The sequence below is a fragment of the Candidatus Accumulibacter sp. ACC007 genome, from assembly GCF_907163205.1.
GTDB classification, from domain to species: Bacteria; Pseudomonadota; Gammaproteobacteria; order Burkholderiales; family Rhodocyclaceae; genus Accumulibacter; species Accumulibacter regalis.
Genome location: NZ_CAJQUD010000001.1, coordinates 685,482 through 701,019 on the forward strand (window position 1 = coordinate 685,482; position 15,538 = coordinate 701,019).

Genomic DNA, 15,538 nt, shown 5'->3' on the forward strand with positions numbered 1-15,538 from the left:
GGCCGCCGCGAACGCCAATGCCCCCCTTCGACGCCAAACCTCTTCTGGCCACGCTGACCGAACTGCCTGGCGTCTATCGGATGATCGATGCCGGCGGCACGGTGCTCTACGTGGGCAAGGCAAAAAACCTCAGGAAACGCGTTGCTTCGTATTTTCGTGATCGCCACCCGAGTCCGCGGATCGCGCTGATGGTGGCGCAGGTTGCCGCTGTCGAGACGACGGTGACGCGATCGGAGGGCGAGGCACTGCTCCTCGAAAACAATCTGATCAAGAGCCTGGCGCCGCGCTACAACATCCTCTTTCGGGACGACAAATCCTACCCCTACATCGTCCTGACGCGTGACCGCTACCAGCGTCTGGGTTTCTTTCGCGGCGCGACCGACAGGCGGGCCGACTATTTCGGTCCCTTTCCCTCGTCGCAGGCCGTGCGCGAGAGCATTCATCTGCTGCAGAAGATGTTTCGTCTGCGCACCTGCGAAAATGCGGTGTTCAACAACCGCTCGCGGCCGTGTCTGCTGTACCAGATCAACCGTTGTTCCGGGCCTTGCGTCGACCTGGTGGCGCCCGAGCGCTATGCCGAGGACGTCGAGATGGCAACGCTGTTCCTGCAGGGGCGCCAGCAGGATGTGATCGGACGCCTGTCGGCGGCCATGGATCAGGCGGCGGGAAGACTTGCTTTCGAGCAGGCGGCGATCTGCCGCGATCAGATACAGTCCTTGCGGCAGGTACAGGAAAAGCAGTACGTGGAGAGCGGCAGGGGCGGCGATGTCGACGTCGTCGTCGCCATTGAGGAAGCGGGCATGCTGTGCGTCAATCTGGCGATGGTTCGCGGTGGGCGCCATCTCGGCGACAGGCCGCAGTTTCCCAGCAACTCGGCGGATTCGTCGCCGCGCGAAGCGCTGAGCGCATTTCTTGCGCAGCACTACGCCGTGCACCCCATCCCGTCGCGCGTGCTGGTAAACTTGTCTCCAGGTTATGACGAGGGTGCCGACTGGCTCGGCGAAATGGCCGGTCGGCCGGTCAAGGTCGCCCAGCCACGGCTGACGGTGCAGCGCATCTGGGTGGAAATGGCCGAGCAGAACGCCCGCCTGGCGATCGGTGCACGGCACAGCGCGCTGTCCCGGCAGGGCGATCGTCTTGCAGCGCTCCGCGAGGTACTGGACCTTGACGTCGAGGACGGCAAGGAAGCGCGTATCGAGTGCTTCGACATCAGTCACACGCAGGGCGAGGCGACGGTCGCTGCCTGCGTCGTCTATCAGGGGAGCGGCATGCGCAAAGCGGACTACCGCCGCTTCAATATTGAGGGCATCCAGGCCGGCGACGACTGCGCGGCGATTCGCCAGGCGGTCTTGCGGCGCTACGCCAAGCTACTGACCATTGACGGCGCCGTACCCACGCTGATCCTGATCGACGGTGGTCGCGGCCAGGTCAGCTCGGCGCTATCGGCACTCGAGGAGCTTTCTCTGGCGGATCTGCCCTTGTTGGGCGTTGCCAAGGGAGAGGCGCGCAAGCCGGGACGGGAAACGCTGATTTTCGCGGATGGCCGCGAGCCGTTACAATTGCCGTCTGAGCATCCCGCGCTGCATCTGATCCAGGAGGTCCGCGACGAGGCGCATCGGTTCGCCGTTTCCGGCCATCGCGCCAGACGCGGCAAGACGGCGCAGTCTTCGCGACTTGAAGAAATCGGTGGCATCGGGCCCAAGCGTCGCAAGGGGCTGATTTCGCGTTTTGGCGGTTTGCAAGGTATTGCCGATGCCGGGATCGACCAACTGACCGCCGTCCCAGGGATTAGCCGAGAGCTCGCCGAGAAAATTTACGCAGCGTTGCACTGATGCCACTGAACATACCGATTTTGCTGACCTGGCTACGGATCATCCTGATCCCGCTGCTGATCGCCATCTACTACGTTCCCGAGTCCTGGGTGCAGTTCGTCGGGCGCGATCCGGCGGCGACAGTCGTCTTCGTGGTCGCTGCGGTCACCGACTGGCTTGACGGCTATCTGGCGCGGCGCTGGCAGCAAACCTCGGCTTTCGGCGCCTTCCTCGACCCGGTCGCCGACAAGTTGATGGTCGCCGCCGCGCTGATCGTGCTCGTGCAACTGGGGCGACTCGACGCCATCCTGGCGGCGATCATCATCGGCCGCGAGATTACCATTTCCGCCCTGCGCGAATGGATGGCGCAGATCGGCGCCCACCGCAGCATCGCTGTTTCGATGATCGGCAAGATCAAGACCACCGCCCAGATGTTTGCCATTCCCTTTCTGCTCTATCACGCGCCGCTCAAGGGCTTAGACGTCTTCCAGGCCGGTACCTGGCTGATCTACATCGCCGCCGTACTCACCCTGTGGTCGATGGGCTACTACATGCGCATGGCCTGGCCGCACCTGATCGAAGAGGACAGAAAGCGTTAGCCGCGAATGCGAAAGCGCGGCCAGGGTACCTGTGACGACGGGCGAATTGCGCTCCAGGCATTGACAGGTTCGGGCAGGCCTTTATAATGCGCCTTCGCTTCATGCGGGAGTAGCTCAGTTGGTAGAGCGATACCTTGCCAAGGTATAGGTCGAGAGTTCGAGACTCTTCTCCCGCTCCACATTCCTGCCGAGTGGCCAGTTTTTCCGCCCTCAACGGCAGTTCCTGCCATCAGGCAGGCACGGCGCGATAGCAAAGCGGTTATGCACCGGATTGCAAATCCGTTCAGCCCAGTTCGACTCTGGGTCGCGCCTCCATAAAAATCAAACGCTTAGCCCGGCTCAAAAGGTCGGGCTTTTTGCTGGGCTAGCACCAGGCTAGCATCAGCTCGAAATCGCTCACAAGAAAGAGCGTGCGGGCCTTTGGCTTGGTCTCCGAGAATCCGGCGCCATTCAGGCGTCAGGCGGCTTTCGGACCGGCCAAACACAGGTAAGTCGGCGCCGACGGCCCGGTATCAGCCATTCGTCATCGATGGCCAGTGTGGCAGGCGCCGGAAGGCAGGCGGCGCGCAAGGTCGGCAAGCGTTGGACGCGCCCGGGCGGTTTCGCCCCATGCGCTTGGTCACGAGAGGGGGCCGGCACTGGTCACCAGTCGTCGGCCATCTCTTTTCGGCGGGCGCTCGTTGCCGGTGTTGGTGCTTCGGCCAGCGGTGGGAGCCCGGCGGCGCCGGCTCGGTATCCGGCATCCTTCATCAATGGACAGATCGACGAAGCGACTTGCCCCGGGATCCGTGGTCAGCGACGCGCCGTTCCAATGGTTCAAGCTAGCCAGACGGTGCGTCCCTCAATTCACGACGCAAGATCTTGCCGATGGGTGTCTTCGGCAAGCTGTCGCGGAACTCGACATGGCGCGGGCGCTTGTAACCGGTCAATTGCGTGTGGCAATACTTGACGACGTCGTCTTTGCTCAGCTTGGGGTCTTTCCTGACGATGATCAGCTTGACCGCCTCGCCGCATTTTTCATCGGGCACGCCGATGACGGCGCATTCCTCGACGCCCGGATGCATCATCACGATGTTCTCGATCTCATTGGGATAGACGTTGAAGCCGGACACCAGAATCATGTCTTTCTTGCGGTCTGTGAGGGTGATGTAGCCGCGGGCGTTCATGTGACCAACATCACCCGTTTTCAGCCAGCCGTCCTGGATGACCTTCGCCGTCTCCTCCGGCTTGTTCCAGTAGCCGCGCATCACTTGCGGGCCGCGAACGCAGATTTCGCCGGTGTGTTGAGCGATATCGCCTTCGCCTGTCCACAGCGGCAACTTCTTGAAGTGTTCGTCGCGGATGCTGACTTCGGTCGAAGTGACCGGCAGGCCAATGCTGCCATTCCAGGGGTCGCCAAGCGGTGTGCAGCAAACGCCCGGTGAGGTTTCCGTCAGGCCATAGGCTTCGGTCAGGTGGGTGCCGGTCACTTCTTGCCAACGTTTGGCGACGCTTTCCTGCACCGCTGCGCCGCCGCCGACCACCACTTTCAGCGCGGAAAAATCGAGCTTGCCGAAGCCGGGGGTATTCAGCAGCGCATTGAACAGCGTATTGACGCCGGTCAGGACGCTGAACTTCCATCGGCCGAGTTCCTTGACCAGGCCCGGGAGATCACGCGGATTGGCGATCAAGACGATCAGGCTTCCCCACTTCATGAAACCCAGCGTCGAGGTGAGACAGAAGATGTGGTACATCGGCAAGGGGGCAATGGCTATCTCGCGGCCTTCCTTGAAGCTCGCCGAGATCCACAGGCTGACCTGCTCCAGATTGGCCAGCAGGTTGCCGTGGGTGAGCATTGCCCCCTTCGCGATGCCGGTGGTGCCGCCGGTGTATTGCAGGAAGGCGAGGTCCTCCGGTCCGATTTTCACGGGCGAGAATTCCGACTTGGCCCCATCGGCGAGCGCCTGGTTGAAGGAGCAGGCCTTGTCGATCCGCCAGTCGGGCACCATTTTCTTCACATATTTGATAAGGAAGTTAACGACCCAGCGTTTTGGCGCCGGCAACAGGTCGCCGATCTGCGTCGTGACGACGTGCTCGATCGCCAGGCCGGGCAAGGCTTCCTGCAGCGTCCGTGCAAAGTTTTCGACGACGACAATCGCTTTGGCGCCTGAATCCTTCAACTGAACTCGCAGTTCGCGTGCCGTGTACAGCGGATTGACGTTGACCACGGTCATGCCGGCGCGAAGGATTCCGAAAAGCGCAACCGGATATTGCAGAAGGTTGGGCAACATGATGGCAACGCGATCGCCTTGCGAGACGCCGGGGAGTCCTTGCAGAAACGCAGCAAAATCGCGCGACAGGCGATCCAGTTCGCCGAAGCTCAGTGTCTGGCCAAGGTTGCTGAAGGCCGGCTTGTCGGCGAACTTGCGAACCGTGTTATCGATCAGTTCGGGTAACGATGAAAAAGGGGAGCTGTCAATTTCTGCGGGAATATTTTCCGGATAGCTGTCAAGCCAGACATTTTCGCTCATGGTCGGGTCGCCTGTGGTTATTGAGATCATTGATTCGGAGTCGATACCCTCTTGCGGCCTGGAACCTCCCTCTGCTTGTTGCGGATGAATGCTCCGTGCCTGGTTTTCAGATCACCCCACAGTGCGTCGATGGCGGCTAAAGACGCGAGCGTGCCGGCGATCTTGCTGCACAAAGCAGCGGCCAATTCTGCCTCTCATAATGAACACGCCGCTGTCTCCGGTGGCCTCCTGCGGCGCTGCTATTTCCTCAAGACTTTGCGAACGACGCTTCGCCAGCGAGTAGACGCCGCACCAGGAAGCTCGCGAACGAGCTGCACCACGCCGTCGCCCTGCTCGCCGTCGATCAGCGCAAAGTGTAGCGAACGCGCCAGCTGCAACATCGGTCGGTTGTCGGCGAGGACGTCGCCACGCATCGTCCGCAGACCGCGCAGCGACGCCTCGCGAAGAAGTGCCTTCAAGAGCCGCCGGCCGATACCCTGGCCTTGCCAGGCGTCACCGATGAGCAGCGAAAAGCTGCACTCCGCTTGCTCATCGTGTTCGACAACGCGACCACCGGCGATCGGAACCTCGACCTCGACCTCGCGTCGGACGACGACCAGCAGGTATTTCTTGTGCGGGTCGATGGCGAGCAAGCGGTGCACGGCGGCGTCCGAAAACTCGGCGATCGCGCCAAAAAAACGGTTGCGCCTGGCGTTGGCCGACAGCGTATTCAAGGCCTGCTTGACCCGTGCCTCGTCGTCCGGCCGCATGTGCCGCATGTCGAGCCAAGTGCCATCAGCGGCCTGCCAGCGGTCGATAGTGTCGTTCATCGTTGCTCCTGATCAGTAAGCCGCCATTAAGCCAGAAGGCCCTGATCTTTCTTTGCCTCTTTCAGCAAGAGCTCGTATACGCGCCGGTCTTCCTTGCCCTTTCGTTCCTTCGTACTCTGCAAGGGAGTGATCTTTATCCAGCCCTCGATGCTTGGATTTGCACCAGCGCCGACCAGCAACTCAGCGACCTCGTATAGTAATCCGACGCAACATCACCCAGCGGCGTTTCGCCGATTTGCTCCTCGTCATGGGCACCGTTGAGCAACGCGTCAATAGCTACCACAACCAGTAATGACCGAGCTCGCCGCTTGTCCCGGGCGAGGACGCGATGCCTTCGGACCGTTGGATGGTCAGCCTGCCCTCGGGGAGAGTCGATGAAAGCAGCCCTGGAAGCCCTTACGATAGCGCTGTCCGTGCTTGCTCTGCTGGGAAGCAGAGATGTTGTTGCTGCGCATTTGAATCCGCAACTGATCGCGCCCATCGATGTTCTGAGAAATCGTGGAAGCTGTCGCCGCCCTAGGTTCGGTGACCCTGGTGGCTATCGGCAGCTTCAATTCAGAGCCGTGAGCGGAGCCTGAAGGCAAGAACCGGAAAGTTGGCGCGCGACTCAACACGCACTTGCTATGTGCGAGTCGGCGCATTCAAGAGCTCTCGTTGGCGAGCAAGGCGGAAAAAAAGCAGTGAAAATCAGCGTTATTGGTAGCGGTCTCGTAACTATATGGTTTTAAATATAAATTGCGGATTGCAAATCCGTTCAACCCAGTTCGACTCCGGGTCGCGCCTCCATATGGAACAAACCCTTAGCCCGGCTCACAAGGTCGGGCTTTTTGCTGGGCCAGCAAGAGGCGAGTGTCGTGCGGCCTTCCTCACGGGGCTTTCAGCAAGGCTGAAAGCAGTGCGAAACCCCTGTGGCGGCCGAAATGCGCATTTGCCACACCGCATGCTCCATGCACTCTGCCGTTCGTTGCCATTTTGGCAACGAACGAGACCGTTGCTCGCCCAACGCGACCTTGGACACTGATTCGCTGGGGCTGAGCGGGAAGCTATCGTCTCTCGGGCAGTGCCGGCGGCACGATGCGCAGATCGTTCGGGCCGCCGCTGGCGTCATCCTGGATCAGCTCGAAACGCGCCGGACGGCTGGTTTCCGGTATCTGCCGGCGCAGCGCTTCAAGCCAGCGCTCGAGTTCAGGCTGGCCGATCCGGCTGCTGTAGACTGTCCACACCACGCCCGCCGGGCGGGCCGGCAGCCGGCTGGCGATGCGCGCCGGGTCGTCGGCGAGCGTCGCGCTGGTGCTGGTCTCGGCCGCGTGCTGGCGGGCCATCGGCGTCGGGGCCGGGGCCACTTTCGGCGAAGCGGCCAGCATGGCCGGCCGCGGCTTGCCTGCTGCAGTGCTCACAGCGTCTTCAGCGGCTGCTTTGCGCTCGGCCGGAGCGGCTTCCGGCAGGGCGATATTGTCGCTGGCGAGAGTGCCCGGCCCGGTGGCCTTGCCGTCGAACGGACGTGCGGGTGCCTCGACGGCGTCGGCGAATGTGCGCGGGGCTGGCGGTGACGAGCTGTCGGGCGGTGGGCTGTTTGCCGAGGCGGCAGGGCGTGGGTGTGGCGGCAAAGCGGCTGCCGTGTTTTTTTTGAGCGGGGACGGCGCAGCCTCGGGCTCGCGTGCGGCGAACTCTGTTTTGCTCGGCACGTCTTTCGTTACCATTGCCGTCTGGAAAGCCGCTTGCCCGGCGACCTGCTGCGCGTCGGGATAGTGCGTGAGCACGAGTTGGGTGCCGATTACCGCCAAAAGGCAAGCCAGCGCGGCCAGACGAAGATCGAACCAGCGAAAGCCGAGGAAGGCGCGTTTCTTGACGGCGGGCGATGGCGGGGCGGGCTCGGCCGGCGCCACGGCGGCTGCCTGTGCGCGCAGCCATTCTTCGCTCGCGGGCGCAATCGCGGTGCCCAGCAGGGCCTGCGGGCTACCCCCTTTGGCGACGCCGCTCAGGACGGCCTCGCGCCGGGGCGCCTGCGCAGAGTCAATGCTCGCGGCCATCTCCAGGAAGCTGGCTTCCAGACTGGCGGGCGGTTCAAAAGCCGACGCGATGGCCTCGCGAGGCGCGGCTCCTGGCGCGGCAGGACGCGTGGTCGATTCCGTTTGCGTGGCGGTCCCTGCAGTCTGCGTCGCCATGCGCGCGCCCTGTGCAGCCTGCGCGGCACGTGCCGCGCGCGCAAAAGCGGCCTCGAATTCGGCCGATGGGCTGTAGACGGGCAACTCGCACAGCAGACGGGCCAGGCGGTCGTCGCCGTGCAGGAACTTTTCGAAGGCCTGGCTCACGCCTGAGTTTCCAGTTCTCGGCGCAGGCGCGCGAAAGCGTAGCGCAGGCGGCTTTTTACGGTTTCGAAACCTTCGCCGACGGTGTGGGCGATTTCTTCCAGACTCATTTCGCTGAAAAAACGCAGCACCACCACTTCGCGCTGGTTGGCGGGAAGGGCGAGCAAGGCCTGGTGCACCCGGTCGAGGTTCTGGCGCAGGGAGAGTTCGGCTTCCGGCGCAAGATCCTCGCTGGGCGTTTCGGGGCGGGTTTCATCGACTTCAGCGCGCTGGCTTTCGGGCGAAGAGCGGCGCAAGTCGAGCCACAGGTTGCGGGCAATCTGGAACAGGAAGGTTCTGAAAGCCGCTTGCGGTTGGTAATCGGCGCAGCGCGTCATGAGCTTCTCCCAGGTGCGCTGGGCGATGTCTTCGGCCTGGGCGGTATTGCCCTGGCACTGCCAGGCGATGAAGTTGAACAGCGCCCGGTTGTGGCGGCGGAAGAGCTCGGTAGCGGGTTTCTCGACGAGGCCGTTGGCGACCAGCAGCATCAGGTCTTCGTCGGGCAGCGCGGCAAGTTCGGCGGCAGTGTTCATGGCGCGCAGTATAGACCGGCGGCCCCGCCCGGGGGGCGGCTGCCCCCGTCTCCCGCTTGCCGCCAGAGTGCGCGCGGAGCGGGGAAAACCGGGGCCAACGGGGGCGAAGCCCGGGCCGACGACGCTGGCTCAGCCCCCGGGTCTGGTCGCCAGGGCTGCCGCCAGGTCGACCAGGCGCAGGAACTCGCCGCGGTAGCCGTACCGGTCGCCGCCGGCGTTAGCCAGCGCCAGCTTGCGGACGTCGCCATAGCCCCAGGTGCCGGTGTATTTCCCGCCGCGCAGAAGCTGGCCGTAAGCGGCGACGGCGGTGGCGAAGCGAAATTCGCTGCTCGCCGCGTCGAGCGGTTTGATCGCCTGGCGTCGCAGCGTGAAGTCGATGAGCTGGCTGGTGCTGGCGTCGGGCTCTTTGTAGCGCAGCTTGAGGTGGCCGACTTCATCGCCGCGCGGGCCTTTGCCGCCGGTGTGCGAGGCATAACGCAGCGGGTCGACGCTCGCCTTGCTGCCGGCCAGGGTCAGCTCGTAGAGCGCGGTGACGGTGTGGCCTGCTCCAATGTCGCCGGCATCGACCTGGTCGTTGTTGAAATCCTCGCGCGCCAGTTGGCGGTTCTCGTAGCCGATCAGGCGATACTCCTTGACCGCGGCGGGGTTGAATTCGATCTGCACTTTCACGTCGCGGGCGATGGTCGCCAGGGTCGAGGTCATCTCATTGACCAGTACCTTGTGGCCTTCCATCAGGTTGTCGATGTACGAATAGGCGCCGTCGCCGACGTCGGCAATCTGCTCCATCATCGCTTCGTTATAGTTGCCGGTACCGAAGCCGAGGGTCGACAGCGAGATGCCGGACTTGCGCTTCTCGTCGATCATGCTCTTGAGCTCGCGCGTGTCGGCGATGCCGACGTTGAAATCGCCGTCGGTGGCCAGCAGGATGCGGTTGATGCCACCCTTGATGAAGCTTTGCTGGGCGGCCGCGTAGGCCAGTTGTATCCCGGAGGCTCCGGCCGTGCTGCCGCCGGCCTGCAGGGCGTCGATCGCGGCGCTGATGGTGGCTCTTTCCGTGCCTGGCGTCGGTGGCAGGATCACCCGTGTCCCCGAGGCGTAGGTCACCAGCGAGATTCGATCCTGCGCACGCATCTCGGCGACCAGCAGCTTGAGCGAGGACTTAAGCAGCGGCAGCTTGTCAGCGCTGTTCATCGAGCCGGAGACGTCGACCAGAAAGACCACGTTGGCCGGCGGCAGCGCTTGCTTGGCGACGTCCTGCCCCTTGATGCCGACGCGCAGCAGCACACGATCGGCGTTCCACGGCGCGGGTGCCATTTCGCTATGCACGGCAAACGGACGACCGTTTTTCGGTAGGGCGTAGTCGTACGGGAAGTAGTTGATCAACTCCTCGACGCGTACCGCGTCGGCGGGCGGCAAATGGCCGGCGTTGAGCATGCGCCGCACGTTGCTGTAGCTGCCGGTATCGACGTCGATGCTGAAAGTGGACACCGGCGCTTCGGCGACCTGTTTAACCGGGTTGGCGGTGAGCTGCGTGTAGCGCTCGCGCGCCTCCGGCGGCATGGAGGGAAGCGGATAGGCAGCCGGCTGCGGCAGCACGGCGACGGACATCGTGTCGGCGGCCACCCTGGTGTTTGCCTCACGCTTCGCCTCGTTCTTCCCGATCGCCTTCCCGGACGGACCGTTTGTCGCCATCGTCTCGGCGAGTGGTGGCGCTACCTTGGCCAGCGTCTGGGGCACGTTCGGGGCGACTGCGGCGCCTTGCGCGGTCGGGCGTGCTTCGCTTTCGGCTACGCGTCCGGGCGCAGCCTGCTCGCTGCGTGGCTGAGACTGCTGGGCGGGCGTGCCGTGCTGTTGCGTCGGTGAGCAGGCGGCGAGCAGGCCGGCCAGCAGGGTGGCCAGCAGGGTGGCCAGCAGGGTGGCCAGCAGGCGGGATGGGGTGCGATGTTTCATGATCAGGCTCCTGTATCCGGGTCCAAGTTTCGGTGCGCATTGAGGCGCGATCTCTTGACGCATTCCCGCTCTTTTCTTGGCGCTAAAGGCGGATGCGTGAGAGTGAAACGGACGAGAACAGAAAACCGGGTCAAGTCGAGCCTGATTTCTTTGTCGGTCGACAAGCTGGCGTCTGCACGGGCTCGGGAAGAGAGAGGCTGCCTTTCACCTGCTGGTCTTGGGAGGTCAGCGACGTGCAGAGGCCAGTAAAGGGCAGATATTGCCCATGTCGGCGGCTGGCAGGGCCGCTATGCTGCCAGGTGCGGCCGTAGTGGCCGGAGCGCACCGGTGTTCAGTGGCTGGTGAAGGCCTCGATCGGCGGGAACGTTGCCGCGTGGCGTGTGATCCACTCCAGCGCGGCAGTATCGTCGTCGAGTACCCGTCCTTCGACGAGCAGCACTTCCTGGCGATAGTGCTTGATATGCTGGACCTGCTCGACCATGCGAGTGGCAAATGCGGCTTCGGCTTCCATGTGGCTCCTACCTTTGCGAGTGCTGCACGCAGGTATCGTTAGCAAGATCCGAGCCGAAGCCGTCTGTGTGAATAGAAACAGTATGTTAGGGATTTTTGCCGAGAAGGGGCGGGAAAAGATGTAAAGAACGTCGACAGTTGTCGGCGACGCCGCCGTTGCGGCGGGCGACGACCCTTGTTACAAGGCGGAGGCGGCGCCCGGCGCCCAAGCCGGCGTCTGCGAAGCCCTCCCTGGCTGCCGGTTTCGTCGAACGCCGGAGCGTTGCCTGCACCGCTACGCGCACATGCCGTTCGTCGCCGGGGCGGGGGCGCGAACCCCCGCCCGCGAGGGTCACAAGACCTTGACCTGCACCTTGCGCGGTTGCGCGTGCTCGGCCTTGGGGATGCTGAGCTTCAGGACGCCGTTCTTGAACTCGGCGCCGACCTTGCTCGAGTCGAGTTCCTTGGACAGGGTGAACACGCGCCGGTAGCGCGCCAGGCTGACTTCAGCGTGGTTGCTCTCCATGCCGGCCGGTATTTCCAGGTCGACATCGCCTTCGATGGTCAGCGCGTCGCCTTCGACGTGCAGATGCAGCTTGTCTTTCGGGACCCCGGCGAGATCAGCGTAGAGGGTGATCCCCGAGGCATCCTCAATGACGTCGACCGGCGGCAGCAGGGCGGCGTCGTCACGGGTGTCGGGTTTGCTGACCGCAGTGTTTTCGGACATTTCGATCCTCCTTACTGAATGGTGATGCGGCGTGGTTGGGCGTCGGCCTTGCGGGCGATGGTGATGCGCAGCACGCCGTCGCGGTACTTTGCTTCGACGGCGTTCGGGTCAATGTCGTCGGGCAGGGTGACGACGCGGCGGAAGCGGCCGGCGAAACGCTCGTCGATATGCACGGTTGCCTTTTCGCCGGGTGGCTCGAGCTTGCGCTCGCCGGCCACCGTCAGCACGCCTTTTTCGATTTGCACGTCCAGTGTCGCCGGGTCGATTCCCGGTGCGAAAGCATAGATTTCGACGGACTTGGCGGTGCCACCGACGTTCATCGCCGGAAAGCCGCCGCGGGCTATGCCGCGAATGCTTGGGGAAAAGTGCAGACCCTGCTGCATCTCACGTTGCAGCCGATCGAGTTCCGATAACACATCGCGGGGAAACAGAGAGCGGTACATCATCTTCAATCCTCCATACGGTTGCTTCTAGGGCGCCGGGTTTGGCGCTTCCCCACCTAACTGGGGATTTTTTTGCGCACTTCAATAGCTTGATTTCAGCGCCAATCGTCTCCATTTGCTATGGTTATTCGACCACCGCTGCAGATCGAGGAACAGGTATGGAATTCAAGGACTATTACAAGATTCTCGGCGTCTCGCGCGATGCGACGGCTGACGAGATCAAGAAGGCGTACCGAAAACTGGCGCGCAAGTATCACCCGGACGTTTCCAAGGAAGCCGACGCCGAAGCGCACATGAAAGAGGTCAACGAGGCGAACGCGGTGCTTTCGGACCCCGAGAAGCGCGTGGCCTACGATCAGTTGGGACGCGGTTACCAGCCGGGCCAGGATTTTCGTCCGCCACCGGACTGGGATGCCGGTTTCGAGTTTTCTGGACGGGGTGCTTCGCCGGGAGAAGCCGCCGATTTCTCCGACTTCTTCGCCGAGCTGTTTGGCCGCATGGGCGGTGCACGGGGCTTCGCTGGCGGTCAGCGGACGCAATTCCAGGTCCGCGGCGAAGACCATCACGCCAAGGTGCTACTGGATATCGAAGACGCTTTCAGTGGTGCCACGCGGCAGATTTCGCTGCGCGCGCCGAAGAGCGACGCGCAGGGTCGGGTGACGCTGGAAACGCGGACGCTGAACGTCAGAATCCCGCAAGGCGTGCATGCCGGCCAGATCATTCGTTTGGCGGGGCAGGGCGAGCCGGGGTTCGGCGGCGCGCCCGCCGGCGACCTGATGCTTGAGGTGCAGTTTCGACCCCATCCGCGTTTCCGCGCGCAGGGGCGCGACCTTCACCTGAGCTTGCCGGTTGCGCCCTGGGAGGCGGCCCTGGGAGCGGTGGTGCAGGTCGATCTCCCGCAAGGGGGCGTCAAACTGCGCATTCCCGAAGGGACGCAGAGCGGACGGCAGTTGCGGGTGCGCGGCAAGGGGATTCCCGGTACTTCACCGGGCGATCTACTGCTCGACATCCAGGTGCTGCTGCCGCCTGCCGACACGGCCAAGGCACGGGAAATCTATCAAACCATGGCGCGGGAGCTGGCCTTCGACCCGCGTTCGCAGCAGAGGACATGAGCAATGCGTGACGACGAGATCCTGACTGGAAGCCCGCTTGAAGAGAGCTGGCTGACGCTAGAACAACTTGCCGCCGCGTGCCCCGTCGAACCCGCCTGGCTGCGCCACCATCTCGAGGAGGGGCTGATCCCGCACGCTGGAAGCGTTGCCGGCGTATGGTGTTTTACCAGCACCAGCCTGGTGCGGGCAAGACGCATGCGGCAACTGGAACGCGACTTCGACGCGGTTCCCGAGTTGGCGGCACTGGTTGCCGACCTGCTCGAGGAGCTCGACGAACTGCGTGCCCGCGTCGGCAGCACCGGTCCGGGGTGATCTGGTAGCGACACGCCGATAGCAACCGGCTGCGAGCCGTTGCTGCTGCTTGCCACTGTGCTGGCCGAAGGCGCTGCAATCGCGGAGGCTGCTGGAGCTGATGGCTGGCCCCCGACCGGCTCCGCCTTCCGGCTGATGAGCACGATTTGCCGGAGTAAGGAGGAGGGTGAGTGAAGGGAATCGCCGGGAACAACGAGGTCCAGCGTGCTGACACGGTAGGCCAGGGTTCTCCCTGGCAGCCGCTTGCCGGCTGGCAGGTGATCGCCGTCGTCGTCGTCGGGATGCTGATTCTTTACCTGGGCAATACCGGCGAGCGCTGGATTCCCGTCCTCGACTCGGCCAACCTTGCTTTTCACGAGGCCGGGCACCCGCTCTTCTGGCTGCTCAACAGCCGCCTGGGTGTCTACGGCGGGACGCTCGGCCAGCTCGCGCTGCCGCTGGTCGTTGCGGCGAGTTTCTGGCGCCGTGGCGATGTCTTCGCCACCTCGTTCGCGCTGCTCTGGTTGTTCCAGAACTTCTTCAACATCGCTCGTTACATGGCTGATGCACGGGCGCAGATGCTGCCGCTGGTCGGCGGCGATCACGACTGGACCGAGATCTTCACGCGCTGGCAGGTGCTTCATCTCGATACACGCCTGGCCGGGCTGGTCAGTCTGCTCGGGTGGGCTGGCGTGCTTCTCGTCTGTTGTGCACTGGCGCGGATTTGGTGGCGGGGGCGTGGCCAGGGCTCCTAAGACTGAATTAAGGATGCCACTCTAGACTGGCGCCCGCGCCTGCCGATCTGGCACGCAGGCCGTTGCAGGCCGCAAGCAGCGGTTTCTTCCGAAAATCCGACAATTCCTATCGAGAGATCAAGCGTATGAAAAAGCCTATCGCGTTGTCCGCCGCCGCCCTGGTGGCGATTTTCAGCACCTTCTCCGGCGCTGCCATGGCTGCCGACACCGCCAGCCCGGCCCCGGCAGCCGTGCCGATGAGTACCGGCGCGCGCGCGCCGGCGACTGAAATCAGCAAGGAGCAGGCGGTCGAGATGGCGCTCAAGGCGCATCCGGGCGAAGTCATCAAGGTCTACCAGGACACCAAGAAAGGCAAGAAGACCTGGGAGGTGAAGGTCCTCGGCAAGGATGGCAAGAAGTGGGAGCTGCACTACGAGATCAAGAGCGGCGCCCTGGTGTCCGAAGAAAGCAAGTAGGCCACCCGCGATCGCTTGATCCATGCACAACCAGTCGCCTGCCGTCGGCAGGCTTGCCACAGGGGTAGCCGCATGCGGGCCATGAAGGCGAAAGAAATCAAGGTCTGGGATCCGTTGCTGCGGCTTTTTCACTGGACTTTGCTCGGCAGCTTCTGTGCTGCCTGGTTTTCACAAGGCGAGCTGTTCGAAAGCCTCCAGGACCGCCTGAGCGGCGAGTTGCTGCAAGAGTTGCACGTCTGGGCCGGCTATGCGATCGCCGCGCTCCTGCTCTTTCGCCTGTTTTGGGGCTTCGTCGGTCCGCGTTACGCGCGCTTCAGTGACTTCGTGCGCCGCCCGGGGGAGACTCTCGCGTATCTCAAAGCAGTGCTGTCCTGGCGTGCGCCGCGCCACCTCGGCCACAATCCGGCGGGCGGCGCGATGATCGTCGTCCTCTTGCTCAGCCTGTCGGTGACCATCGTTTCGGGGCTGGCACTGTACGCTGCCGACAAGGGGCTCGGACCCCTGGCCGGCTGGCTCGCCGACGCCGGCGACGGGATGATCGACGCCATCAAGGAGACGCACGAGCTGGCGACAAACTTCACCCTGTTGCTGGTGGTCGGACACTTGCTCGGCGTCCTCTGGGAAAGCCTGTTGCACCGCGAGAACCTCGTCCGGGCGATGTTTACCGGGCGCAAGCGCGCCTGAAACGCGGCGTCGCATTCGCTCT

At 63.4% G+C, this 15,538-nt stretch carries 15 protein-coding genes and 2 tRNA genes; 9 read left to right on the plus strand and 8 right to left on the minus strand.

From position 1 onward, the window contains the following. Positions 1–17 precede the first annotated feature (17 nt). The 4 genes from uvrC to QZ634_RS02925 all read left to right on the plus strand — a co-directional run bounded on the left by uvrC (position 18) and on the right by QZ634_RS02925 (position 2,725). The gene (gene uvrC, locus QZ634_RS02910; protein ID WP_291985429.1) at positions 18–1,832 is read left to right on the plus strand and encodes an excinuclease ABC subunit UvrC; all 1,815 of its coding nucleotides are present in this window, start codon (positions 18–20) and stop codon (positions 1,830–1,832) included. Next, complete coding sequence (pgsA, locus tag QZ634_RS02915; protein ID WP_291985431.1) at positions 1,832–2,410, plus strand: CDP-diacylglycerol--glycerol-3-phosphate 3-phosphatidyltransferase; 579 nt, start codon at positions 1,832–1,834, stop codon at positions 2,408–2,410. The genes uvrC and pgsA overlap by 1 nt, the downstream gene beginning before the upstream one ends. Before the next feature lie 103 nt (positions 2,411–2,513). Then, positions 2,514–2,589: transfer RNA gene (locus tag QZ634_RS02920), tRNA-Gly, on the plus strand. Between the two features lie 62 nt (positions 2,590–2,651). Further along, a tRNA-Cys gene (locus tag QZ634_RS02925) sits at positions 2,652–2,725 on the plus strand. Positions 2,726–3,231: 506 nt separating this feature from the next. Here the strand turns inward: QZ634_RS02925 and QZ634_RS02930 are convergent. The 8 genes from QZ634_RS02930 to QZ634_RS02965 all read right to left on the minus strand — a co-directional run bounded on the left by QZ634_RS02930 (position 3,232) and on the right by QZ634_RS02965 (position 12,222). Next, complete coding sequence (locus QZ634_RS02930; RefSeq protein WP_291985433.1) at positions 3,232–4,920, minus strand: AMP-binding protein; 1,689 nt, start codon at positions 4,918–4,920, stop codon at positions 3,232–3,234. Positions 4,921–5,159: 239 nt separating this feature from the next. Continuing rightward, a complete protein-coding gene (locus QZ634_RS02935; protein WP_291985435.1) occupies positions 5,160–5,729 on the minus strand; it encodes a GNAT family N-acetyltransferase in 570 nt (189 codons plus the stop codon). A gap of 1,043 nt (positions 5,730–6,772) precedes the next feature. Further along, positions 6,773–8,041, minus strand: coding sequence for a hypothetical protein (locus QZ634_RS02940; RefSeq protein ID WP_291985437.1), 1,269 nt, complete (start codon positions 8,039–8,041; stop codon positions 6,773–6,775). Continuing rightward, complete coding sequence (locus QZ634_RS02945; protein WP_291985439.1) at positions 8,038–8,610, minus strand: sigma-70 family RNA polymerase sigma factor; 573 nt, start codon at positions 8,608–8,610, stop codon at positions 8,038–8,040. The genes QZ634_RS02940 and QZ634_RS02945 overlap by 4 nt, the downstream gene beginning before the upstream one ends. 129 nt (positions 8,611–8,739) lie before the next feature. Then, entirely contained in the window at positions 8,740–10,218 is a 1,479-nt protein-coding gene (locus QZ634_RS02950; RefSeq protein WP_291987971.1) for a VWA domain-containing protein, read from the minus strand. A 673-nt stretch (positions 10,219–10,891) separates the two neighbouring features. Beyond that, complete coding sequence (locus QZ634_RS02955; protein WP_291985442.1) at positions 10,892–11,071, minus strand: hypothetical protein; 180 nt, start codon at positions 11,069–11,071, stop codon at positions 10,892–10,894. A 330-nt stretch (positions 11,072–11,401) separates the two neighbouring features. Then, entirely contained in the window at positions 11,402–11,776 is a 375-nt protein-coding gene (locus QZ634_RS02960) for an Hsp20/alpha crystallin family protein (protein WP_043568652.1), read from the minus strand. An 11-nt stretch (positions 11,777–11,787) separates the two neighbouring features. Next, positions 11,788–12,222 carry an Hsp20/alpha crystallin family protein gene (locus tag QZ634_RS02965; protein ID WP_291985443.1) on the minus strand — a complete coding sequence of 145 codons (435 nt, stop codon included), beginning with the start codon at positions 12,220–12,222 and terminating at the stop codon, positions 11,788–11,790. 155 nt (positions 12,223–12,377) lie between these two features. On the opposite strand from QZ634_RS02965, the gene QZ634_RS02970 reads away from it, so the two are divergent. From QZ634_RS02970 to QZ634_RS02990, 5 genes are all read left to right on the plus strand, one after another. Further along, positions 12,378–13,331: a DnaJ C-terminal domain-containing protein gene (locus tag QZ634_RS02970; RefSeq protein WP_291985445.1), complete on the plus strand. Its 954-nt coding sequence runs from the start codon at positions 12,378–12,380 to the stop codon at positions 13,329–13,331. A 3-nt stretch (positions 13,332–13,334) separates the two neighbouring features. Continuing rightward, complete coding sequence (locus QZ634_RS02975; RefSeq protein WP_291985447.1) at positions 13,335–13,643, plus strand: chaperone modulator CbpM; 309 nt, start codon at positions 13,335–13,337, stop codon at positions 13,641–13,643. 170 nt (positions 13,644–13,813) lie between these two features. Continuing rightward, positions 13,814–14,377, plus strand: a complete 564-nt coding sequence (locus tag QZ634_RS02980) for a hypothetical protein (RefSeq protein WP_291985450.1) — start codon at positions 13,814–13,816, stop codon at positions 14,375–14,377. Positions 14,378–14,502: 125 nt separating this feature from the next. After that, positions 14,503–14,832 (plus strand): PepSY domain-containing protein, encoded by a 330-nt coding sequence (locus QZ634_RS02985; protein ID WP_291985452.1) that lies wholly within the window; start codon positions 14,503–14,505, stop codon positions 14,830–14,832. A gap of 81 nt (positions 14,833–14,913) precedes the next feature. Beyond that, a complete protein-coding gene (locus QZ634_RS02990; RefSeq protein WP_291985454.1) occupies positions 14,914–15,516 on the plus strand; it encodes a cytochrome b/b6 domain-containing protein in 603 nt (200 codons plus the stop codon). The last annotated feature ends 22 nt before the right edge of the window (positions 15,517–15,538 follow it).

What these genes read in the sequence shown, in the direction of transcription:
- uvrC (WP_291985429.1), top strand. Translation starts at nt 18, where the DNA reads ATGCCCCCCTTCGACGCCAAACCTCTTCTGGCCACGCTGACCGAACTG.
- pgsA (WP_291985431.1), top strand. Translation starts at nt 1,832, where the DNA reads ATGCCACTGAACATACCGATTTTGCTGACCTGGCTACGGATCATCCTG.
- QZ634_RS02930 (WP_291985433.1), bottom strand. Translation starts at nt 4,920, where the DNA reads ATGAGCGAAAATGTCTGGCTTGACAGCTATCCGGAAAATATTCCCGCA.
- QZ634_RS02935 (WP_291985435.1), bottom strand. Translation starts at nt 5,729, where the DNA reads ATGAACGACACTATCGACCGCTGGCAGGCCGCTGATGGCACTTGGCTC.
- QZ634_RS02945 (WP_291985439.1), bottom strand. Translation starts at nt 8,610, where the DNA reads ATGAACACTGCCGCCGAACTTGCCGCGCTGCCCGACGAAGACCTGATG.
- QZ634_RS02950 (WP_291987971.1), bottom strand. Translation starts at nt 10,218, where the DNA reads ATGTCCGTCGCCGTGCTGCCGCAGCCGGCTGCCTATCCGCTTCCCTCC.
- QZ634_RS02955 (WP_291985442.1), bottom strand. Translation starts at nt 11,071, where the DNA reads ATGGAAGCCGAAGCCGCATTTGCCACTCGCATGGTCGAGCAGGTCCAG.
- QZ634_RS02960 (WP_043568652.1), bottom strand. Translation starts at nt 11,776, where the DNA reads ATGTCCGAAAACACTGCGGTCAGCAAACCCGACACCCGTGACGACGCC.
- QZ634_RS02965 (WP_291985443.1), bottom strand. Translation starts at nt 12,222, where the DNA reads ATGATGTACCGCTCTCTGTTTCCCCGCGATGTGTTATCGGAACTCGAT.
- QZ634_RS02970 (WP_291985445.1), top strand. Translation starts at nt 12,378, where the DNA reads ATGGAATTCAAGGACTATTACAAGATTCTCGGCGTCTCGCGCGATGCG.
- QZ634_RS02975 (WP_291985447.1), top strand. Translation starts at nt 13,335, where the DNA reads ATGCGTGACGACGAGATCCTGACTGGAAGCCCGCTTGAAGAGAGCTGG.
- QZ634_RS02985 (WP_291985452.1), top strand. Translation starts at nt 14,503, where the DNA reads ATGAAAAAGCCTATCGCGTTGTCCGCCGCCGCCCTGGTGGCGATTTTC.
- QZ634_RS02990 (WP_291985454.1), top strand. Translation starts at nt 14,914, where the DNA reads ATGAAGGCGAAAGAAATCAAGGTCTGGGATCCGTTGCTGCGGCTTTTT.